This is a genomic window from Streptomyces sp. NPDC002156 (assembly GCF_053593675.1).
The window spans coordinates 26,976-47,275 of the sequence record NZ_JBSFDA010000076.1; the positions used below are offsets into that span (position 1 = coordinate 26,976).

A 20,300-nucleotide genomic window follows, 5' to 3' on the forward strand; every position below is an offset into this window, starting at 1 on the left:
TCTAGGGGACGGTTTCGCTTTATGGAACCCCCGTCCGTATAACGGATAACGCCTGTTGGTGAGGGGTGTGTGTCAGCGGTGGAGGGTCAGCAGCAGCGGAACCCCTGCCGGGGATCCCTTTCCTGTCGTTCCGTACGCATCCGCTCGAACTCCCGCCGGGTGGGCACCGGTTGCTCCCCGTGCCCCGACCGGACATGCGAGACATACCGCTCGTACGCCGACTCGTCGGTCAACTCCCGTACGTACCAGCGCACTCCTCTAATCGCCCGACGAGCCCGGCGCAGCACTGCCGACGACCGCACGGCGCTCCTCCTCCTTCTCCTCCTCGCGCTCCTCCTTGGTCGGGAACAGCCCGGCCGGAGCGACGATCTTCGACTCGACGTACGCCGCCTCGCTCAGCGAGGACAGCGCCGGCCGGCGCACATGCCGGATACAGACCCGGGCCGCGTCCACGATCACGACGACGATCAGGATCGCGAGTACGGCGGACAGGACGCCGTCCACCGTCGAGTTGGTGACGATGGTGCGCATGTCGTCCATGCTCTTGGCCGGCGCCAGGACCTCGCCCCGGTCGATACCGTCCTGGTAGACCGACCGCTGCTTGAAGAAGCCGACGCGCGGATCGCTGGAAAACACCTTCTGCCAGCTGGCCGTCAGGGTCACCGTCGCGTCCCAGGCGAGCGGAATCCCGGTGATCCAGGCCCACTTGAGGCGTCCGGACTTCACCAGCAGCGTCGTGCAGACCGCCAGCGCGACCGCCGCGAGCAGCTGGTTGGAGATGCCGAAGATCGGGAAGAGCTGGTTGATCCCGCCGAGCGGCTCGTGCACGCCGACCCAGAGGAAGTAGCCCCACAGCGCGCACACGATCGCGCTGGTGATGACGAGTCCGGGCTTCCAACTCACGTTCTTGAAGGGCCTGTAGAGGTTGCCCAGCATGTCCTGGAGCATGAACCGGCCCACGCGTGTGCCCGCGTCCAGCGCGGTCAGGATGAACAGCGCCTCGAACATGATCGCGAAGTGGTACCAGAACGCGCGCAGCCCGTCCCCGGTCACCTTGGAGAAGATCTCCGAGACCCCGACCGCGAGGGTCGGCGCACCGCCCGTACGCGACAACAGGCTTGCCTCCTCGACCTGTTCGGCCGCCTTGGCCAGCGCGTCCGGCGAGATCGTGTACCCGAGGTTCGCGACCGCCTCCGACGCCGACTGCACGCTGGTGCCGATGACCCCGGCGGGCGCGTTCATCGCGAAGTACAGCCCCGGGTCGATGACGGAGGCGGCGATCAGCGCCATCACGGCGACGGACGACTCCATCAGCATGGAGCCGTACCCGATCATCCGGACCTGCGTCTCCTTCTGGATCATCTTCGGCGTCGTACCGGAGGAGATGAGGGAGTGGAAGCCGGAGAGCGCCCCGCAGGCGATGGTGATGAACACGAACGGGAAGAGCGAACCCGCGAAGACGGGCCCGTCGCCGCGTGAGGCGAAGTCGGTCACCGGGTCCATCTTCAGCGTGGGCAGCGTGACGAGAACGCCCAGGGCGAGCAGCCCGATCGTGCCGATCTTCATGAACGTGGAGAGGTAGTCGCGCGGGGCCAGCAGCATCCACACCGGCAGGATCGACGCGATGAACCCGTACGCCACCAGCCACACGACCAGCGTCGAGGGCGCGAGCGTGAAGGTGTCGGCCCACGACGACTCGGCGACCCAGCGTCCGGCGACCAGTGCGAGCAGCAGCAGCGCCACGCCGATCAGCGAGACCTCGGTGACCCGTCCCGGCCGTAGAACCCGCAGGTAGAAGCCCATCAGCAGGGCGATCGGGATGGTCATGCCGATGGAGAAGGTGCCCCACGGCGAGGCGGCCAGCGCGTTCACGACGACCAGGGCCAGCACGCCCAGAAGGATGATCATGATGGCGAACGCCGCGACCAGCGCCGCCGCCCCGCCGAACGGCCCGATCTCCTCCCGGGCCATCTGCCCGAGCGAGCGTCCGTCGCGGCGGGTGGAGAAGAACAGCACGACCATGTCCTGGACGGCGCCCGCGAAGATGACGCCCACGATGATCCAGATCGTGCCGGGCAAGTACCCCATCTGCGCGGCCAGTACGGGCCCGACCAGCGGACCGGCCCCCGCGATGGCGGCGAAGTGGTGACCGAGCAGCACACGCCGGTCGGTCGGATGGAAGTCGATGCCGTTGTTGAGGCGTTCGGCGGGGGTGGCCCGGGTCCTGTCGACCTTGAGCACCTTGTACGCGATGAACTTCGAGTAGAAGCGATAGGCGATGGCGTACGAGCCGAGGGCCGCCGCGACCATCCACGCGGCTGAGACGTCCTCCCCACGCGCCAGCGCGAGCACGGACCACCCGGTCGCGCCCACCAGCGCGACGAGGGTCCAGATGACGATGGTTCGGGTGTTCGCAGTGCGCACCGGGCCGTCCTCCCGTCCATGCGATGACGCAAGGACGGTAGTGCGGGATGGGGAACAGCGCTACACCGCGTACGTGTGCTGGAGGCTTTTAGGGGCGCGGGGAACTGCGCGAGCAACCACAACGCACCCGCACCCGCCAATGCACCTGAAGCCCCTATTCAATAGGCCGCTTAAGCCGAGCAACGAACTTGTACCGATCCCCCCGATAAACAGACCGCACCCACTCCACCGGCTGCCCGTCCTTGTCCAGCGAATGCCGCGACAGCATCAGCATCGGCAACCCCACATCCGTACCGAGCAACCCCGCCTCACGCGGAGTGGCCAGCGAGGTCTCGATCGTCTCCTCCGCCTCCGCCAGGTGCACGTCGTACACCTCGGCAAGAGCCGTGTACAGGGACGTGTACTTCACAAGCGACCGGCGCAACGCCGGAAACCGCTTGGCGGAGAGGTGGGTGGTCTCGATGGCCATCGGCTCACCGTTGGCCATCCGCAGCCGCTCGATGCGCAGCACCCGCCCGCCCGCCGTGATGTCGAGCAGCTCGGCGAGCGTGTCGTCGGCGGTGATGTACCCGATGTCGAGAAGCTGCGAGGTGGGTTCGAGGCCCTGCGCGCGCATGTCCTCGGTGTACGAGGTGAGTTGCAGCGCCTGCGAGACCTTCGGCTTGGCGACGAACGTGCCCTTGCCCTGGATGCGTTCGAGCCGGCCCTCGACGACCAGCTCCTGAAGGGCCTGGCGGACGGTCGTGCGGGAGGTGTCGAACTCCGCCGCCAGCGTGCGCTCGGGCGGGACCGGCGTGCCTGGTGCCTGGGTCTCCGTCATATCGAGCAGATGCTTCTTCAGACGGTAGTACTTGGGCACGCGCGCGGTACGGACGGTAGCCCCACCCTCGTTCTCCGCACTGCTCACGTCGGTGCTCATGCTCCGCCTTCCCGGCTCCTGGTGCCGCTACGGCCGGCGTCCCGCCGGTCCACGCCCACATCGTGGCACGGCTCACGCCGCGATTGACCTGTGAATGGTCTCGTCGGACCCGCGCGCGCTCCGTGATCCCCTCTGTATACCTTCACGCCCCTCGCTGGTCTAGTCCACCGTACGGAAACCCGCACTCACCTCGCACCCCACTGCTCCCTCGGAGTGGTCTACCTCGAACCGGACACGTGTGCAGGGTATTTCCGCCACCTTCTTACTTAAAGGTCCCTGCATATGTAGGTCGCATAACGGCTGGTCAGAGATGTTCACGGACTCTTGACACGCAGTTTGGTCTGAGCCAAGCTCCGCCTACTGGTCTACACCATTGGTCCAGGTCCCTGAGGAGGGTGGCGTGAAGCGCAAGCTGATAGCCGCGATCGGTATCGCGGGCATGATGGTCTCCATCGCGGCATGCGGGGACAGTGACAGCGGAAGCTCGGACAACACCGGAGCCGACGCCAAGGAACTGACCGTCTGGCTGACCGTGGACGCGCAGAACAACTGGCCCGAGCTGGTGAAGGCCGCCGACGCCGCGCTGGTGAAGAAGCACCCCGGCATCAAGATCAACCACGAGTACTACGGCTGGCCCGACAAGAACGCCAAGCTCGACGCCGTTCTCGCCACCGACAAGGCGCCCGACGTGGTCGAGATGGGCAACACCGAGATGCTCAGCTACATGGTCAAGGGTGCCTTCGCCCCCGTCGACCCGGCGAAGTTCGAGAACTCGGCCGCCTGGCTCGACGGCCTCAAGGCCTCCGTCACCTACGAGGGCAAGACGTACGGCGTCCCCTACTACGCCGGTGGCCGCGTCGCCAACTGGCGCAAGGACGTGGCCGCTTCGGTCGGCGTCAAGTCGACACCGAAGACGTACGCCGAACTCACCTCCGCCCTGGACAAGATCCAGAAGAAGGAGGGCGACAAGTACAACGCCTGGTACCAGCCCACCCGCGACTGGTACGCCGCCATGTCCTTCGTCTACGACGCCGGCGGCTCGATCGCCGAGGAGTCGGGCGGTCAGTGGAAGGCGACCCTCTCCTCGCCGGAGTCCGTCAAGGGCCTCACGGAGTTCAAGAACGTCATCGACAAGTACATGCACGGTGACAAGACCAAGGACGAGTCCGACCGCTACATCGTCTACGGCCAGGGCAAGACCAGCATGATCTTCGCCGCCGCCTGGGAGGGCGCGACCGCCGAGGCGCCGGAGAACGACAAGACCGGCAAGCTCAAGGGCAACCTGGAGAACTTCGTCATGCCCGGCCCGTCCGGCAAGAACATGCCGGTGTTCCTGGGCGGTTCGGACCTCGCCATCCCGGTGAAGTCGGACGCGCAGACGGTCGCCGCCGAGTGGATCGACGCCTACACCGGCGCCGGCGGCCAGAAGGGCCTGATGGCCAAGGGCAACCTGCCCAACAACAAGACCGACCTCGCCACCCTGAAGAGCGACCCGGCGACGGCGGTCCCGGCCACGGCGGCCGAGTCCAACTGGTTCGTGCCGATGGCACCGGGCTGGGGCCAGGTCGAGAAGGCCCAGATCCTCCAGACGATGCTGCAGAGCATCGGCACCGGAAAGAAGACGGTCGAGGAAGCCGCGAAGGAAGCGGACGCGGCGATCGACAAGGTCATCAACGTCAAGTAGCGGACCGGCGCGGGGCCCTGTCACGGGGAGGGCCCCGCTCGCTCGCCACGCGCAGGACCCGCCGGCCACAGGCGGGACCTGGACGACCGTCATGACCGTACGACCTGAGGGACCGCTGAGGAGTGCGCGGATGAGTGCCGCTGATACGACCACCCCTGCCAAACTGCCGCCGTCGACACGGCACGCGCCGCCATCACCGCCGACCGGCGGCCCGGACATCCCACGGAGAAAGCGGACGGCCAAGGGCGCCGCCGCGATTCCGTGGGCCCTGCTGGCCCCCTGTCTGCTGATCCTCGTGCTGGTCCTCGGCTATCCCCTCGTCCGTCTGGTCACCCTGTCCTTCCAGAAGTTCGGGCAGTCCCAGCTGTGGGGCTTCCAGCCGGCCGAGTCGGTGGGCTTCGACAACTTCACCAACGTGCTCGGCGACAGCGAGTTCTGGGACGTCGTCGTCCGCACGATCGTCTTCGCCGTCGGCTGTGTCGTCTTCACGATGGTCATCGGCATGCTGATCGCCCTGCTGCTCCAGCGGGTGAGCGGCTGGATGAAGACGCTCATCAACATTGTCCTGGTGGCCAGTTGGGGCATGCCCATCATCGTGGCGACCACCGTCTTCAAGTGGCTGTTCGACTCCGACTACGGGATCATCAACGCGCTGCTGAGCAAGCTGCCCGGCGTCGAGATGATCGGCCACAACTGGTTCGCGAGCGGACCGCAGGGCCTGGCCGTGATCATGCTCCTCGTGGTCTGGGGCGCGGTGCCGTTCGTCGTCATCACGCTCGGCGCGGGACTGACCCAGGTCCCGAAGGAACTGGAGGAGGCGGCCCGGCTCGACGGCGCGGGCGCCTGGGGCGTCTTCCGTTATGTCACCCTCCCCATCCTCAAGCCGATCATCGTGATGCTCACGACCCTGTCCGTGATCTGGGACATGGGCGTGTTCCCCCAGGTGTTCGTCATGCGCAACGGCCACCCCGAGGCCGAGTTCCAGCTCCTGACCACCTACTCCTACGACCGGGCCTTCGCCGTCAACGACTACGCCCAGGGCTCGGCGATCGCCCTGCTCACCGTGGTGCTGCTGCTCGGTGTCGTCGCCGTCTACATGCGCCAGATGCTGAAGATCGGAGAGGTCGAATGAGCGCGACAGCCCCCTCCGTGCCCCGGAAGGCCGAAAAGACCCCGGGGCCCCGCAAGTCGAAGGCCGGCTGGAACCTGCTGGGCCTGTTCGTCTTCCTGACGGCCGGCTTCCCGGTCTACTGGATGCTGAACACGGCGTTCAAGCCGGCGAAGGACGCGATCGACCCCGACCCGAGCCTGCTGCCGACGGGGTTCACCCTCGACAACTTCCGCCGCGCGCTGAACATCGCCGACTTCTGGGGCCCGGTCGGCCGCAGCCTCATCGTGTCCCTCACGGTCGTCGTGATCGGCATCATCGTCGGCATGCTGGCGGCCCTCGCCATCTCGCGCTTCGCCTTCCGCGGCCGGAAGATCGTCATCGTCGGCATTTTGGCCGTGCAGATGGTCCCCCTGGTCGCGATGATCATCCCCGTGTTCCTGCTTCTCAACGACCTCGGCCAGTACGACCGGCTGACCGGCCTGATCATCACCTATCTCACCTTCATCCTTCCGTTCACGGTGTGGACCCTGCGCGGCTTCATCGTCAACATCCCGAAGGAGCTGGAGGAGGCGGCGATGGTCGACGGCTGCTCCCGCACCACCGCCTTCATCCGCGTGGTCTTCCCCCTCCTGGCCCCCGGCCTGGTCGCCACCTCGGTCTACGGCTTCATCCAGGCCTGGAACGAGTACCTCTACGCCCTGATGCTGATGAGCCAGAAGAACCAGACCGCCACCGTCTGGCTCGGCAACTTCACCACCAAGCACGGCACCGAGTACGCCCCGATGATGGCCGGCTCCACGATGATGGCCGTGCCGATCGTCGTCCTCTTCCTCCTCGTCCAGCGCAAGATGGCCGCGGGCCTGACCGCGGGCGCCGTGAAGGGATAACCCCACCCGATGACGACACTCGCCCGCCGCCCCGACACCCTGACCCGCGACGCGCTCACCGTCCTCCAGCCCGGATTCCCCGGCACCACCGCCCCCGACTGGCTGCTCCGCCGCCTCGGCGAAGGCCTCGCCTCCGTGGGCCTGTTCGGCCGCAATATCGCATCCCCCGCCCAACTGGCCGCCCTCACCGCCCAGTTGCGCGCCGAACGCGACGACGTCCTGGTCGCGATCGACGAGGAGGGCGGCGACGTCACCCGCCTGGAGGTCCGCACCGGCTCCTCCTTCCCGGGCAACCACGCCCTGGGCGCGATCGACGACGTCCAGCTGACGCGCGAGGTGGCGCACGAACTCGGCCACCGCCTCCGCGTCTGCGGGGTCAACCTCAATTGGGCCCCTTCCGCCGACGTCAACTCCAACCCCGCCAACCCCGTCATCGGCGTCCGCTCCTTCGGCGCAGACCCGGAACTGGTCGCCCGGCACACCGCCGCCTATGTCACGGGTCTCCAGACGGCGGGCGTCGCCGCCTGCACCAAGCACTTCCCGGGCCACGGCGACACCTCGGTCGACTCCCACCACGCCCTCCCACGCATCGACGCGAGCCGCTCGGTCGTACTCGACCGCGAACTCGCCCCCTTCCGCGCCGCGATCGAGGCCGGCACCAGGGCGATCATGAGCGCCCACATCCTGATCCCCTCCCTCGACCCCGACCGCCCGGCCACGCTCTCCCACCCCGTCCTCACCGACCTCCTCCGCGGCGAACTCGGTTACACCGGCCTGATCGTCACCGACGGCATGGAGATGCAGGCCATCGCGGGCACCTACGGCATCGAACGCGGCAGCGTCCTCGCCATCGCCGCCGGCGCCGACGCCATCTGCGTGGGCGGCGGCCTCTCTGACGACGAGACGGTACGCAGCCTGCGCGACGCCCTGGTCAACGCCGTCCGTACCGGTGAACTCCCGGAAGAACGCCTGGCGGACGCGGCCGAACGCGTCCGTACCCTCTCCCGCTGGACCGCCTCGGCACCACACCCCTCCGACACGGCACCCACGGACGTAGGCCTCACAGCGGCCCGCCGCGCCCTGAAGGCAACGCACCTCGAGCCCTATGAACCCCTCCGGGAACCCCCGTACGTGGCGGCCTTCACCCCCGTGGCGAACTTCGCCGTCGGCGACGAGACCCCATGGGGCGTGGCAGCGGAGCTGGTACGCCTCCTCCCAGGCACTCGCACCGGCACCTTCACCGGCGAGAACGCGGGTCACGCGGCCCTGACGGAAGCGGGCCCGAGCCGCATCGTCGCCGTGGTCCGCGACGAACACCGCCACCCCTGGATGTCCGCCGCCCTGGACACCCTCCTGTCCGCCCGCCCCGACACGATCGTCGTGGAGATGGGCGTCCCCCAGGCCTCCCGCCGAGGCGCCCTACACCTGGCGACCCACGGCGCGGCCAGAGTCTGCGGCGTGGCGGCGGCGGAGTTCATCGCGGGGGAGTAGGCCATACGGCTATGAAGGCGCCGGTTCCCATGAAAGGGGACCGGCGCGCTTTTTGTCCTTCAGGGGCGCGGGGCTGTGACATTTGCGACTCCGCCGCGTGGGCGCGACAAGCCACAGCGGACCCGCAGCCACCCGAAAACCGAACCCGGCAGACGCTTAGATCCCTTGCCACTCAGGCTTGTTGACAAAGGTGTGCCGAAAATAATCCGCAAGCTTCAACTTGGAAGCCGCCCCCTCATCGACCACCACAGTCGCATGCGGATGCAACTGCAGCGCCGACGCAGGACACACCGCAGCAACAGGCCCTTCCACAGTCGCCGCGACGGCATCAGCCTTACCCTCGCCGGTCGCGAGCAGCACCAAGTGCCGAGCCTCCAGAATCGTCCCGATCCCCTGCGTGATCACATGGTGCGGCACCTGCCCGATGTCCCCGTCGAAGAACCGTGCGTTGTCGATCCGGGTCTGCTCGGTCAACGTCTTGATCCGGGTCCGAGACGCCAGCGACGAACACGGCTCGTTGAACCCGATGTGTCCGTCGGTCCCGATCCCCAGCAACTGAAGATCGACCCCGCCGGCCTCGGCCAGCGCCTTGTCGTACGCCTCGCAAGCCCCCCGCACGTCCTCGGCGGTCCCGTCGGGCCCCATGAACGCGTCCATCCCGATCCCGAGCGGCTCCAGCACCTCGCGCCGCAGCACCGAGCGGTACGACTCCGGATGCTCGGCCGGCAGCCCCACATACTCGTCGAGCTGGGCTATTCGCGCCCGGGACACGTCCACGGCACCGGAACTCACCTGTGCCGCGAGTGCCTCGTAGATGGGCAGCGGGGTCGAGCCGGTGGCCACGCCGAGCAGGGCGGTCGGCTTGTGCCGGAGCAGCTGTGCCATGGCCCCGGCGATCAGCTCGCCACCCGCCTTGGCGTCCGGAACGATGACAACTTCCACGCTGGGCCTGCCGATCTGGAGTGACGACGTAAGTCTTCAGTAGAGGTCTCAGTAGCAGTCTCAGTAGAGGACTCGACCGAGACCTGGAGGGGGACATTGGGGAACCATGTGGTTTAGACCAATCTAACAGAACGGGGTTCCCCGGCCCAGGTCCTACGTCAGTGAACCTCCCGTCACATCCACCCAGCTCCCGGTCACCCACCGACCGCCGTCCGACGCGAGAAACGCGACCACGTCCGCCACATCCGCCGGCGCCCCCACCCGCCCCAGCGCCGATATCGCCGCCGCCTCCGCCCACCCGTCCTCGGTCGAATGCAGCAGCTCGGCCGTGTTGTCCGTGTCGATGATTCCCGGGGCGACCGAGTTCACCGTGATCCCCCGGCCGCCCAGCAGCTTGGACAGGTCCCGGCTGAGGACGTCCAGCGCGCCCTTGGTCATGGAGTACGCCATGAGATTCGGCATCCCGGCGGAGCGGGCCAGGCCCGAGGAGATGTTGATGACCCGCCCGCCGTCCCGCAGCCGGTCGAGGCCGTGCTTGGCGATGAAGTACGGCGCCTTCACATTCACCGCGAAGACCCTGTCGTACTCCTCCTCGTCGATCTCCTCGATCGGCGCCGACGTCCCGATCCCGGCGTTGTTGACCAGGATGTCCACGCCCTCCGCCCGCTGGTCGAACGCCTCCCACACCGCCTCGGCGTCTCCCGGCCGCCCCAGCTCCACCCCGATCGTGAACGCCGAACCGCCCGCCGCCTCGATCGAGGCGACCGTCTCCTTCGCGGCGGCCTCATCTCGTCCGTAGTGCACGGCGACCCGCGCCCCGTCCCGCCCCAACCGCTCGGCGATTCCCCGCCCGATACCCCTGCTCGCACCCGTGACCAGCGCCGTCCTGCCCGTGAGCACACCCATGACCGACGTCCCCCTCGCATTTACCTAGTGGCCGCTACAGAAAAAACCGTACAACACGGCTCGGACATTTAGCTAGTGCCCGCTATAGAATCCACCCCATGGTGAACGAGGAGCCCCGGACCAGGGCAAAGTCCGCATCCGCAGCGGCATCGGCGGCGGCGTCCAGGGCCGCGTCCACATCCGCACCTGTGTCCAAGCCGCGCGGCCGCCCCCGCTCCTTCGACCGTGAAACCGCGCTGGAGCAGGCGGTCCTGGCCTTCTGGGAGCACGGGTACGAGGCGACCTCCGTCTCCGACCTCACCCGCGTCATGGGCATCGGCGCCCCGAGCCTGTACGCGGCCTTCGGCGACAAGCAGTCCCTCTTCGCCGAGGTCGTGCAGGCGTACGGCGTGAAACACGGAGCCTTCGGCGACCGCGCCCTCACCGAGGAACCCACCGCCCGGGCCGCCATCGGGCGGATGCTCAGGGAGGCCGCCGCCGAGTACACGGACCCCGGTCACCCGCACGGCTGCCTCGTCATCCACGCGGCCACCAACTGCACGACCCCCGAGGTCGAGGCGTCCCTGCGTGACCGGCGCAACGCGAACATCGCCGCCTTCGAGAACCGTATGGAAGAAGACGTCGCGGCGGGGGAGCTGCCCGCCGGGACCGATGCCGCCGCGCTCGCCCGGTACGCCGGGGCCGTTCTCCAGGGAATGTCGCAACAGGCCCGCGACGGCGCGAGCCGGGAAGAGCTGGAGGCGGTCGCGGAAATTGCCATGGAGATCTGGCCCCGCACATGAACCAACAGGGCTAGGCTGCATGGTGGATCCTGGGACGTCCGACTAGTTCCAACGGGCGGCCTTCAGGCATCCGAAGTGCTCGCGAAGACACAGCAACAAACACTCTTCAACGCATGGACACGGCTTGTGGTCTAGTCCACAATGCGTAGGGAAAACGTACGATCGATCAGCTGTAGGTACAACCAGCTGTATGTACGACCAGAGCCTCCGTCTTCCCCGCACAGGAAGGCGGATCGAGGAACCGGGGCTCTCTGCCCTGACTGCGCCGGCTCCTCATCCATCGGCCGACTGGGACCGCACACCCCACGGCCGTTGCTGCTCCGGGCTGCGGTGCCGGGAGGGTTGAGGGTCCCTCTCAGGCGCCGCGGCCCGCGGGTGTTTCCGGGCCTCTTTCGCACCTTCCCGCCAGCCACGGTTTCAGGCCATGTCCGAACCGCCGGGTACGCTCGCACACGTGCCCTCCATGAACGAACTCGTACGCCAGCACACCGCGCTCAGCGACTCCGACCTGGAGTGGCTGCACCTGCTGGTGTCGGAGTGGCAACTGCTCTCCGACCTCTCCTTCGCCGACCTCGTCCTGTGGGTCCCCACGCGTGACGGCACCCGCTATGTCTCGGTCGCCCAGATGCGGCCCAACACCGGCCCGACCTCGTACCAGGACGACATGGTCGGTCACCTCGTCCCCCGCGGCCGCCGCCCCCTGCTCGACGCCGCCCTGGACGAGGGCCGGATCGTGCGCGAGGGCGACCCGGAATGGCGTGAAGAGGTCCCTGTCCGGGTCGAGTCGATCCCCGTCCGCCGGGAAGGGCGCGTCCTCGGGGTCATCGCCCGCAACACCAACCTCCTCACCGTCAGGACCCCGAGCCGCCTGGAGTTGACGTACCTCCAGAGCGCCTCCGACCTGGCCCAGATGATCGCCGCCGGATCGTTCCCCTTCTCGAACCAGGTCGTCGACATGGACGCCTCGCCGCGCGTCGGCGACGGACTGATCCGCCTCGACGCCGACGGAGTCGTCCAGTACGCCTCGCCGAACGCGCTGTCCGCGTACCACCGCCTCGGCCTCGCCTCCGACCTCGTCGGCCATCACCTGGGCATGACCACCGCGGAACTCGCCCCGACCCGGGGGCCGGTGGACGAGGCGCTCGCCAAGGTCGCCAGCGGGTGGGCGCCGCGCGAGTTCGAGATCGAGTCCGGCGACGGGGTCATCCAGTTCCGGGCGATCCCCCTCAAGCCCAAGGGCACCCGCATCGGTTCGCTCGTCCTGCTCCGGGACGTCACCGAACTGCGCCGCCGAGAGCGCGAGTTGATCACCAAGGACGCGACGATCCGGGAGATCCACCACCGGGTCAAGAACAACCTCCAGACGGTGGCCGCCCTGCTGCGCCTCCAGGCCCGGCGCATCGACTCGGAACGGGGGCGCGAGGCCCTGGAGGAGGCCGTACGGCGGGTCGGGTCCATCGCGATCGTGCACGAGACGCTCTCCCAGAACCTGGACGAACGCGTGGAGTTCGACGAGATCGCCGACCGCGTCCTCGCGATGGTCGCCGAGATCTCGCCGGGGACGGTCACCGCCCGGCGCAGCGGACGCTTCGGCATCCTGGACGCGGAGGTCGCCACCCCGCTCTCCATGGTGCTGACCGAGATCCTGCAGAACGCCCTCGAACACGGCTTCGGGCCGGGCGAGACCGGAACGGTCGAGGTCTCGGCGGTCCGCGGCGGCACGAGCAAGGAGGCCCGCCTCCTCGTCACCGTCCAGGACGACGGCGTCGGCCTCCCCGAGGGCTTCGACCCGCACCGCTCGGGCAACCTCGGCCTGCAGATCGTACGGACGCTGGTGGAGGGGGAGTTGGGCGGCACGTTCGACATGGTGCCGGCGCCCGAGCGGGGTACGCAGGTGATCCTCGACGTCCCGGTGCGCGCCAACAAGTAGGCGTACGGACGGCGATTCACAGCAAGGCACAGCAATGAGCCCCGGACCATGGGATGGTCCGGGGCTCATATGCTCGTTGCTATGCGCATCGGGGGCACTGCGCGCTGCGGCTCGGGGGCGGGAGATGCGTACTCGCTGTACGCGCCGCCAAGCTCAGGCTGTTACGGGGTGGGTTGTCAGGCGGTTGCCTGGCGGGCCCGGTTGCGGGCGGCGCGGCGCTTCATGGCGCGGCGCTCGTCCTCGCTGAGACCACCCCAGACGCCGGAGTCCTGGCCGGACTCAAGCGCCCACTGCAGGCACTGCTCCATGACGGGGCAGCGGCGGCAGACGGCCTTGGCTTCCTCGATCTGCAGCAGCGCAGGACCGGTGTTGCCGATGGGGAAGAAGAGCTCGGGGTCTTCCTCGCGGCAAACGGCGTTGTGACGCCAGTCCATGGCTGCTACCTCTCCTTGGTATTACATGCACGTTGCTTGTGAATGTGAACGCTTTCACGAATCCCTCAACAAGTGAAGGGCCGATCATCAGACGGACTGATGTGGTCCTGTGAAGTGAGGAGGGGTTCTGGCTCTCTGTGGTGGCCGGTGTTGCGGGCCGTCCCGAGCGCCACGTAGAGACTCGCAAACCTCAGCGACGGATACAACCCCTACCGGAAAGTTTTTTTTGATTCCTCGGTGTCGGCTCGGTCACAGCCGTACTTCCATGGGGTGGACCCTGGCCTAAACGTTCGAGTGGAAGGACTTTAGCCCGTTCCGCTCACACAATCACACGCAGTGCACGGCGTACGCCTGTGAACGTCACGCTCGTTCGCAGTCCAAGGTGGTCGCCGTCCATCTGGAGGGGTAGAGGCGCCTTCGAATGCAAGGTGAAGTCGGTCAGGTCGTGCAGGGACGTGGCATGCCTGCCATGGGGTCCCCGTTCGGGGGACGAAGTGAGCAACTGCATGCCATACCGGGCAACCGCGGCCGTCGACATACGGCTGAGACCGAGTACGTCGAGCCCGGTATCGAACGAGGCCTTAGGCGACGCGTACACCGGGCGATTGCCCAGAAACGTCCAAGGGGACGTGTTGCAGACTATGGACAGCACAAGATCGGTAACGGGGTCCTCGCCCGGTTGTTCCAGTGTGATCGTGCCGTGCCGGCGATTGGCCTCTCCCAGGAATTGGCGCGCGGCCTGACGCAGGTAAAGGGAGTGTGTGGATTTCCTGCCGCGTTCGCGCTGCTGTTCCACCCGCCCGATCACACCGGCGTCGAATCCCAGACCGGCGCAGAACGTGAACCAGCGCTCCGGCACGGACTCGTCCTCGGTACCCGGCGTCCCCTTCGCCATTCCGAGGCCCACCGTGCGCTCCCGCTCCTCGCGCAGGGCGTCCAGCAGGACGCCGGTGGCCTCCACGGCGTCGTTGGGCAGGCCGAGAGCGCGGGCGAAGACGTTCGTGGAGCCGCCGGGGACCACGGCGAGGCCGGGGAGCCGGTCCGGGTCGGGGCCGTTGTGCAGGAGCCCGTTCACGACCTCGTTGACCGTGCCGTCGCCGCCGAGGGCGACGACCAGATCGATGTCCTTGCTGTCCGCCGCCTGCCGACCGAGGTCACGCGCGTGGCCCCGGTACTCGGTGGTGACCGCCTCGAGTTTCATCTCGCTCGCGAGAGCATGGGTCAGCACATCGCGCGTACGTGCGCTTGTGGTGGTAGCCGCCGGATTGACCACGAGAAGTGCACGCATGCGAAGCAGGGTACCTACCCGGTGGTACTCGGCCCAGGGCAGGTTAGGGATCAGTAAGAAGTAGGGGGGCGTGAGCCGGGGCGCCGTATGGAAGCTGCGGGTGCGTTGTGGCTGGTCGCGCAGTTCCCCGCGCCCCTACGGGGCGCGGGCCGAGCGTCCTGGTGGCCAGGGCTACCCTTCTTGGGTGAGCGCTGAGCGGAACCCTGCCCCGGAAACCCCCGAATCTACGGGGCCGCGACCCTTGCGGCTGACCCTCGCAGCCGTGCTGGCCGCCCTTGAGGGGCTCGCCCTGGTCGTCGGAGGGGCCCTCATCCTCGTGCTGGGGATCACGGGTGATGCGGACGACCGGCAGCAGGCCGTCACCGGGGGCGTCACGCTGATCGTGCTCGCGCTGCTGCCGCTGCTCGCCGCGCGCGGGCTGCTGGGGCGGCGCAGCTGGAGCCGGGGGCCGGCCGTCATCACGCAGATCATGGCGCTGCCCGTGGCCTACAACCTGCTCCAGGCGGACAGCATGGCCATTCCGGGCGGGATCGTGCTGGGTGTCGTGGCGGTCACCGCGCTGGTGCTGCTGGTGAACCAGGAGACGACCCGGGCCCTCGGGGTCCGGGGGCCCGGCAGCGCGTCGGAGTAGCCCTGAGGGGTACTCCTCGATCAGTGGTTACTCCTCGACCAGCAGCTTCTCGCGCAGCTGGGCCAGGGTCCGGGCCAGCAGCCGGGAGACGTGCATCTGAGAGATGCCGACCTCCTGCGCGATCTGCGACTGCGTCATGTTGCCGAAGAAGCGCAGCAGCAGGATCCGCTTCTCGCGCGGCGGGAGATCCTCCAGGAGCGGCTTGAGCGACTCGCGGTACTCGACGCCCTCCAGGGCCTCGTCGTACGCGCCCAGCGTGTCCGCGACCGCCGGGGACTCGTCGTCCGTGTCGGGGACGTCCAGGGACAGCGTGGAGTAGGCGTTGGCGGACTCCAGGCCCTCCAGGACCTCCTCCTCCGAGATGCCCAGCTTCTCGGCCAGCTCGTGGACCGTGGGGGAGCGGCCGTGCCGCTGCGAAAGCTCCGCCGTCGCCGTGGTGAGCGACAGGCGCAGCTCCTGGAGCCTGCGCGGGACGCGGACCGCCCAGCCCTTGTCCCGGAAGTGCCGCTTGATCTCGCCGACGACCGTCGGGGTCGCGTAGGTCGAGAACTCGACACCGCGGTCCGGGTCGAAGCGGTCGACCGACTTGATCAGGCCGATGGTCGCGACCTGGGTGAGGTCGTCCAGCGGCTCGCCGCGGTTGCGGAAGCGGCGCGCGAGGTGCTCGACGAGCGGGAGATGCATACGGACCAGCCGGTTGCGCAGCTCCGCGTACGCGACACTGCCGTCCTCCAGCGCGCGCAGCTCGATGAACAGGGCACGCGCTCCGCTGCGGTCCGTCGGGGAGTGCTGTGTGGCCTGCGCCGTCTGTGGTGCGCCCTGCGCGTCGTCTCGTTCGTGCTCGCTCATCGTCCCGCCCGTCGACCTTCCCCGAATTCGCGCATCAGCTCGAACAGGGGAGACCTCACTTGGCCCTTCCAGGGGCGCACTCTGCACGGCACCTTCCCGATCCAGCTGCCCGTCGTCCATGAAGCCGGCCTCCGAGGGGTCGTCCTCCGGGTGCGGCCGGGCCTGTTCGGGGATGCCGGAGATACCGGCGATGCCGGAAATGGCGTCCGCCGTGTCCCGCGGCCCGTCGGGGCCGCCGCTGCCCGCCGCGGGCAGCTCCCGTGTGCCGCGCTCTTCGTCCCGCACCGGCCCGTCCCCGTTCCTCACGCCGGCCCGGGTCCCGCGCCGCGCTTCTTGTAGAGACTGATCGACACGGTCTTGTCCTCGGCGACGGTGGAGTCGACCTGGCCCGCGAGGGCGGACAGGACGGTCCAGGCGAAGGTGTCACGCGCGGGGGCGTGACCGTCCGTGGTCGGTGCCGAGACCGTGACCTCCAGGGAGTCGTCGATCAGCCGGAACACACAGCTGAGTACGGAGCCGGGCACGGCCTGCTGAAGCAGGATCGCGCAGGCCTCGTCCACTGCGATGCGCAGGTCCTCGATCTCGTCGAGGGTGAAGTCCAAACGGGCCGCGAGACCGGCCGTGGCCGTACGCAGCACCGACAGGTAGGCACCCGCGGCCGGCAGCCGGACTTCCACGAAGTCCTGGGTCGCGGGCTCGCCTGCGAACTGGGACACCCTCACCTCCAAGGTGGTACAAGCTCTTTCGGGGGCCGAGGGTCGCCCCCCGGGGTAACGCGATACGTGGTTCAGCGGTGACGCTACCGCGCTCTCGACTTTCCTGTCCCCGGGACCCCAGCCCCTTGCTGTCACTCATAGTAAACATACGGATACGCACAGTGGCTAGGGGTTCTGCGGGCCCAATTGGGAACAACGAGCGCCGGGTTGACGTACCCAGACGTCAGACGGTCGAACCGTCCGGATCCAGGGTCACACGAGTACGCCTCCGGTCACCAATGCCCCTGCTCACACGGGTGCGAGGTCGGGTGGACGACGATACGCGGCTTCCGCGCGGTCATACGAGGACATGGTCCACGAAGCACCAGCGCCAGCTCTCGCCGGGTTCGAAGGTGCGCATCACCGGATGCCCGGTCTCCTTGTGGTGTTCTGTCGCGTGGCGCATCGGCGAGGAGTCGCAGCAGCCGACGTGGCCGCAGTCCAGGCACAGGCGCAGCTGCACCGGATGGGTACCGGCCGCCAGGCACTCCGGACAGGTCTCGCTCTTGGGCTCGGGTTCCGGGAGCGGCAGCGCGTCGGCATGCGTGCACTGTTTCATGATTGCCAGGTTACGACGGGTGCGCGGAAAGCCGCGCGGAAACCAGATGGGGTGCCGGATGGGGCGGGAAACGAGATTGGGCCGAGACCGATGCACGTGATGCCACTGCTCCTGCTGGTCGCGGGCAGCGCCGCCATCGCCGCCGCGGCCCGCCGCACCCCTGTCCCGCCCCCGCTGCTGCTGGTCGCGGCCGGCCTGGTGTTCGCGTACGTCCCCGGAGTGCCCGACTACGCCCTCGACCCGCATGTCGTCCTGCCGCTGATGCTGCCCCCGCTGCTGTACACGGCGGCCGTCGACAGCTCGTACCTCGATCTGCGCGCGCAACTGCGGCCCGTGGCACTGCTGTCGGTGGGGTACGTGCTCTTCGCGACGCTCGTCGTCGGCTGGGCCGCCTATCAGATCGTGCCCGGGCTGCCGCTGACGGCCGCGCTGGTGCTCGGCGCGGTCGTGGCACCGCCGGACGCCGTCGCCGCGACGGCGATCGCGCGCCGGGTCGGGCTGCCGTCGCGGGTCACCACCATCCTCCAGGGCGAGTCCCTGGTGAACGACGCCACCGCGATCACCGCGTACCGCGTAGCCCTCGCGGCGGCCGTCGGAGAGGGTGCGACCTGGGCGGGCGGGATCGGCGAGTTCCTGCTCGCGGCGGTCGGCGGTATCGGGATTGGGCTCATCCTGATGATGCCGATCCACTGGCTGCGCACGCACCTGAAGGAGGCGCTGCTCCAGAACACCCTCTCCCTGCTGATCCCGTTCGCGGCGTACGCGGTCGCCGAGGAGGTGCATGCCTCCGGGGTCCTCGCGGTGGTGGTCGTGGCGCTTTATCTGGGCCATCGCGCGTGGGAGGTCGATTTCGCGACCCGTCTCCAGGAGGAGGCGGTCTGGAAGATGGTTGCCTTCGTTCTCGAATCAGCCGTCTTTGCCCTGATCGGGCTGCAACTGCCGGTCGTCCTGGAGGGACTTGGGGCGTACGAGGGTGTCGACGCCGCCTGGTACGCGATCGCCGTCTTCCTCGTGGTCGTCGTCACCAGGTTCGTCTGGGTGTACCCCGGAACGTTCGTGCCCCGACTGCTGTCGGCACGGATCCGGGACCGCGAACCGAACCCGACCTGGAAGGGCGCGTTCGTCATCTCCTGGGCCGGCATGCGGGGAGTCGTCTCCCTGGCCATCGCCTTCTCGATCCCGCTCACGATGGAGGGCGGCGAGGCGTTCCCGGAACGGAACCTGGTGCTCTTCCTGACCTTCACGACGGTCATCGGCACGCTGGTCGTCCAGGGCCTGACGCTGCCCCCGCTGATCCGTCTGCTGAAGCTGCCCGGGCGCGACGCGCAGGCGGAGACGCTCGCGGAGGCGAACGCCCAGGCCCAGGCGTCCAGGGCGGCACAGCAGCGCCTGGAGGGCCTGCTGGAGGACGACCGCAACGCGCTGCCACCCCCGCTGGCCGACCGGCTCAGGACAGTCCTGGAACGCCGCCAGAACGCCGTCTGGGAACGGCTGGGCGCGGTCAACCCCGTGACCGGCGAGACGGTGGACGACACGTACCGGCGGCTGTCCAGGGAGATGATCAGCGCGGAACGGGAGGTGTTCGTGCGGCTGCGGGACGCGCGCCACATCGACGACGAGATGCTGCGGACGCTGCTGCGACGGCTGGACCTGGAGGAGGCGGCGGCGTTCCGGGAGGCGGAGTGAGGGCGACGTCCGTCACGGGAACGGGCGGCCGGTGATCACCGCCGCGACGGTGGTCCCGCGCGCGAACGCGCCTTCTTCCGCGAGGGCGACAAGTCCGTACAACATCTTGGCGACATAGAGACGTTCCACGGGGACGCCGTGACGGGCCTCGAAGTCGTCGGCGAAGGCGTGCAGTTCGGGGGGCGTACGGGCATAGCCGCCGAAGTGGAAACGGTGGTCGAGGGTCCAGGAGCCGCGGGGGCCGCCGAAAGCGAGGTCCTGGAGGGCCCGTATCTCCGCGTCCAGGAAGCCGCCCTTGAGGACCGGGATGCCGAGGGCGCGCTGGTCGGGGGCGAGGCCCGCGGCCAGGCCGGCGAGGGTGCCGCCGGTGCCGCAGGCGACCGCGACGACGTCGGTGTGGCCGCGCAGCTCGTCGCCGAGGGCGCGGCAGCCGCGTACGGCGAGGTCGTTGCTGCCACCTTCCGGTACGACGTACGCGTCGTCGGCGTCGGCCTCCTTGCGGATGGCGGCGAGGACGGCGGGGTCGGTCTTGCGCCGGTACGTCGATCTGTCGACGAAGTGGAGGCGCATGCCGTTCGTCGTGCAGTGGGCGAGGGAGGGGTTGAGAGGGCGGCCGGCGAGTTCCTGACCCCGGACGATCCCGATGGTCGGCAGGCCGAGGAGGCGGCCGGCGGTGGCTGTGGCGCGCAGGTGGTTGGAGTAGGCGCCGCCGAAGGTGAGGATCGGGCGTCCGGCGGCGGCATCCAGGTTGGGGACCAGCTTGCGCCACTTGTTGCCGATGAGGTCAGGGTGGATGAGGTCGTCGCGCTTGAGGAGCAGACGGAGGCGGTGGCGGGCGAAGCGGGGGTCGGTGAGTTCTTGAAGGGGGGCGGGAAGGGACACAGAGCCATTTTCGCCCCCGCCGCCCCTACCCGTCCCATCCCTGGGGGCTGCGCCCCCAGACCCCCTTTTGTCCTCAAACGCCGGACGGGCTAGTAGCAGTACCGAGTAAGGTCGATTCGTTTTTCGGTCTTACCGAAAAC

The 20,300-nt window shown here is 68.4% G+C and carries 19 protein-coding genes; 8 read left to right on the forward strand and 11 right to left on the reverse strand.

All coding sequences use genetic code 11. The features are described from left to right. Positions 1–86 precede the first annotated feature (86 nt). The 3 genes from ACWCRB_RS27710 to ACWCRB_RS27720 all read right to left on the reverse strand — a co-directional run bounded on the left by ACWCRB_RS27710 (position 87) and on the right by ACWCRB_RS27720 (position 3,343). On the reverse strand, positions 87–284 hold the full coding sequence (locus tag ACWCRB_RS27710; protein WP_450998643.1) for a YbdD/YjiX family protein: 198 nt from the start codon (positions 282–284) through the stop codon (positions 87–89). Next, the gene (locus ACWCRB_RS27715; protein ID WP_450998628.1) at positions 259–2,424 is read right to left on the reverse strand and encodes a carbon starvation CstA family protein; all 2,166 of its coding nucleotides are present in this window, start codon (positions 2,422–2,424) and stop codon (positions 259–261) included. Before ACWCRB_RS27715 ends, ACWCRB_RS27710 begins: the two co-directional genes overlap by 26 nt. 154 nt (positions 2,425–2,578) lie before the next feature. Beyond that, on the reverse strand, positions 2,579–3,343 hold the full coding sequence (locus ACWCRB_RS27720; RefSeq protein ID WP_235474940.1) for a GntR family transcriptional regulator: 765 nt from the start codon (positions 3,341–3,343) through the stop codon (positions 2,579–2,581). 400 nt (positions 3,344–3,743) lie between these two features. Here ACWCRB_RS27720 and ACWCRB_RS27725 point away from each other — a divergent pair, with 400 nt between their 5' ends. The 4 genes from ACWCRB_RS27725 (at position 3,744) to ACWCRB_RS27740 (ending at position 8,516) form a co-directional block, all read left to right on the forward strand. Further along, a complete protein-coding gene (locus tag ACWCRB_RS27725) occupies positions 3,744–5,027 on the forward strand; it encodes an extracellular solute-binding protein (RefSeq protein WP_450998629.1) in 1,284 nt (427 codons plus the stop codon). 130 nt (positions 5,028–5,157) lie between these two features. Continuing rightward, a complete protein-coding gene (locus tag ACWCRB_RS27730) occupies positions 5,158–6,159 on the forward strand; it encodes a carbohydrate ABC transporter permease (RefSeq protein ID WP_450998630.1) in 1,002 nt (333 codons plus the stop codon). Further along, positions 6,156–7,025: a carbohydrate ABC transporter permease gene (locus ACWCRB_RS27735; RefSeq protein ID WP_450998631.1), complete on the forward strand. Its 870-nt coding sequence runs from the start codon at positions 6,156–6,158 to the stop codon at positions 7,023–7,025. Before ACWCRB_RS27730 ends, ACWCRB_RS27735 begins: the two co-directional genes overlap by 4 nt. Positions 7,026–7,034: 9 nt before the next feature. Continuing rightward, the gene (locus tag ACWCRB_RS27740) at positions 7,035–8,516 is read left to right on the forward strand and encodes a glycoside hydrolase family 3 protein (RefSeq protein ID WP_450998632.1); all 1,482 of its coding nucleotides are present in this window, start codon (positions 7,035–7,037) and stop codon (positions 8,514–8,516) included. Between the two features lie 156 nt (positions 8,517–8,672). Here the strand turns inward: ACWCRB_RS27740 and nagB are convergent, their stop codons facing one another. Together nagB and ACWCRB_RS27750 are read right to left on the reverse strand one after the other, a co-directional pair. Further along, entirely contained in the window at positions 8,673–9,458 is a 786-nt protein-coding gene (nagB, locus tag ACWCRB_RS27745) for a glucosamine-6-phosphate deaminase (RefSeq protein WP_450998633.1), read from the reverse strand. A 153-nt stretch (positions 9,459–9,611) separates the two neighbouring features. Continuing rightward, complete coding sequence (locus ACWCRB_RS27750; protein ID WP_450998634.1) at positions 9,612–10,364, reverse strand: SDR family oxidoreductase; 753 nt, start codon at positions 10,362–10,364, stop codon at positions 9,612–9,614. Positions 10,365–10,462: 98 nt separating this feature from the next. Here ACWCRB_RS27750 and ACWCRB_RS27755 point away from each other — a divergent pair, with 98 nt between their 5' ends. Together ACWCRB_RS27755 and ACWCRB_RS27760 are read left to right on the forward strand one after the other, a co-directional pair. Next, positions 10,463–11,146 carry a TetR/AcrR family transcriptional regulator gene (locus tag ACWCRB_RS27755; protein ID WP_450998635.1) on the forward strand — a complete coding sequence of 228 codons (684 nt, stop codon included), beginning with the start codon at positions 10,463–10,465 and terminating at the stop codon, positions 11,144–11,146. A gap of 463 nt (positions 11,147–11,609) precedes the next feature. Further along, complete coding sequence (locus ACWCRB_RS27760; protein ID WP_450998644.1) at positions 11,610–13,076, forward strand: sensor histidine kinase; 1,467 nt, start codon at positions 11,610–11,612, stop codon at positions 13,074–13,076. A gap of 176 nt (positions 13,077–13,252) precedes the next feature. Here the strand turns inward: ACWCRB_RS27760 and ACWCRB_RS27765 are convergent, their stop codons facing one another. Beyond that, complete coding sequence (locus ACWCRB_RS27765; RefSeq protein ID WP_006380970.1) at positions 13,253–13,510, reverse strand: WhiB family transcriptional regulator; 258 nt, start codon at positions 13,508–13,510, stop codon at positions 13,253–13,255. Between the two features lie 319 nt (positions 13,511–13,829). Further along, the gene (locus ACWCRB_RS27770; protein WP_369035874.1) at positions 13,830–14,798 is read right to left on the reverse strand and encodes a diacylglycerol/lipid kinase family protein; all 969 of its coding nucleotides are present in this window, start codon (positions 14,796–14,798) and stop codon (positions 13,830–13,832) included. A gap of 184 nt (positions 14,799–14,982) precedes the next feature. On the opposite strand from ACWCRB_RS27770, the gene ACWCRB_RS27775 reads away from it, so the two are divergent. Further along, positions 14,983–15,429 carry a hypothetical protein gene (locus ACWCRB_RS27775; RefSeq protein ID WP_450998636.1) on the forward strand — a complete coding sequence of 149 codons (447 nt, stop codon included), beginning with the start codon at positions 14,983–14,985 and terminating at the stop codon, positions 15,427–15,429. 27 nt (positions 15,430–15,456) lie between these two features. On the opposite strand, the gene ACWCRB_RS27780 is transcribed toward ACWCRB_RS27775, so the two are convergent. From ACWCRB_RS27780 to ACWCRB_RS27790, 3 genes are all read right to left on the reverse strand, one after another. After that, positions 15,457–16,584, reverse strand: coding sequence for an RNA polymerase sigma factor SigF (locus tag ACWCRB_RS27780; protein ID WP_450998637.1), 1,128 nt, complete (start codon positions 16,582–16,584; stop codon positions 15,457–15,459). Then, positions 16,581–16,994, reverse strand: a complete 414-nt coding sequence (locus tag ACWCRB_RS27785) for an ATP-binding protein (protein WP_053744517.1) — start codon at positions 16,992–16,994, stop codon at positions 16,581–16,583. Before ACWCRB_RS27785 ends, ACWCRB_RS27780 begins: the two co-directional genes overlap by 4 nt. Positions 16,995–17,331: 337 nt before the next feature. Then, positions 17,332–17,592, reverse strand: a complete 261-nt coding sequence (locus ACWCRB_RS27790; RefSeq protein ID WP_450998638.1) for a UBP-type zinc finger domain-containing protein — start codon at positions 17,590–17,592, stop codon at positions 17,332–17,334. A gap of 90 nt (positions 17,593–17,682) precedes the next feature. Here ACWCRB_RS27790 and ACWCRB_RS27795 point away from each other — a divergent pair, with 90 nt between their 5' ends. Further along, the gene (locus tag ACWCRB_RS27795) at positions 17,683–19,278 is read left to right on the forward strand and encodes a Na+/H+ antiporter (protein WP_450998639.1); all 1,596 of its coding nucleotides are present in this window, start codon (positions 17,683–17,685) and stop codon (positions 19,276–19,278) included. Positions 19,279–19,290: 12 nt separating this feature from the next. On the opposite strand, the gene ACWCRB_RS27800 is transcribed toward ACWCRB_RS27795, so the two are convergent. Continuing rightward, positions 19,291–20,160, reverse strand: a complete 870-nt coding sequence (locus ACWCRB_RS27800) for a 1-aminocyclopropane-1-carboxylate deaminase/D-cysteine desulfhydrase (RefSeq protein ID WP_450998640.1) — start codon at positions 20,158–20,160, stop codon at positions 19,291–19,293. Between the last annotated feature and the right edge of the window lie 140 nt (positions 20,161–20,300).

What these genes read in the sequence shown, in the direction of transcription:
- ACWCRB_RS27720 (WP_235474940.1), bottom strand. Translation starts at nt 3,343, where the DNA reads ATGAGCACCGACGTGAGCAGTGCGGAGAACGAGGGTGGGGCTACCGTC.
- ACWCRB_RS27730 (WP_450998630.1), top strand. Translation starts at nt 5,158, where the DNA reads ATGAGTGCCGCTGATACGACCACCCCTGCCAAACTGCCGCCGTCGACA.
- ACWCRB_RS27735 (WP_450998631.1), top strand. Translation starts at nt 6,156, where the DNA reads ATGAGCGCGACAGCCCCCTCCGTGCCCCGGAAGGCCGAAAAGACCCCG.
- ACWCRB_RS27740 (WP_450998632.1), top strand. Translation starts at nt 7,035, where the DNA reads ATGACGACACTCGCCCGCCGCCCCGACACCCTGACCCGCGACGCGCTC.
- ACWCRB_RS27750 (WP_450998634.1), bottom strand. Translation starts at nt 10,364, where the DNA reads ATGGGTGTGCTCACGGGCAGGACGGCGCTGGTCACGGGTGCGAGCAGG.
- ACWCRB_RS27755 (WP_450998635.1), top strand. Translation starts at nt 10,463, where the DNA reads ATGGTGAACGAGGAGCCCCGGACCAGGGCAAAGTCCGCATCCGCAGCG.
- ACWCRB_RS27760 (WP_450998644.1), top strand. Translation starts at nt 11,610, where the DNA reads ATGAACGAACTCGTACGCCAGCACACCGCGCTCAGCGACTCCGACCTG.
- ACWCRB_RS27765 (WP_006380970.1), bottom strand. Translation starts at nt 13,510, where the DNA reads ATGGACTGGCGTCACAACGCCGTTTGCCGCGAGGAAGACCCCGAGCTC.
- ACWCRB_RS27770 (WP_369035874.1), bottom strand. Translation starts at nt 14,798, where the DNA reads ATGCGTGCACTTCTCGTGGTCAATCCGGCGGCTACCACCACAAGCGCA.
- ACWCRB_RS27790 (WP_450998638.1), bottom strand. Translation starts at nt 17,592, where the DNA reads ATGAAACAGTGCACGCATGCCGACGCGCTGCCGCTCCCGGAACCCGAG.
- ACWCRB_RS27795 (WP_450998639.1), top strand. Translation starts at nt 17,683, where the DNA reads ATGCACGTGATGCCACTGCTCCTGCTGGTCGCGGGCAGCGCCGCCATC.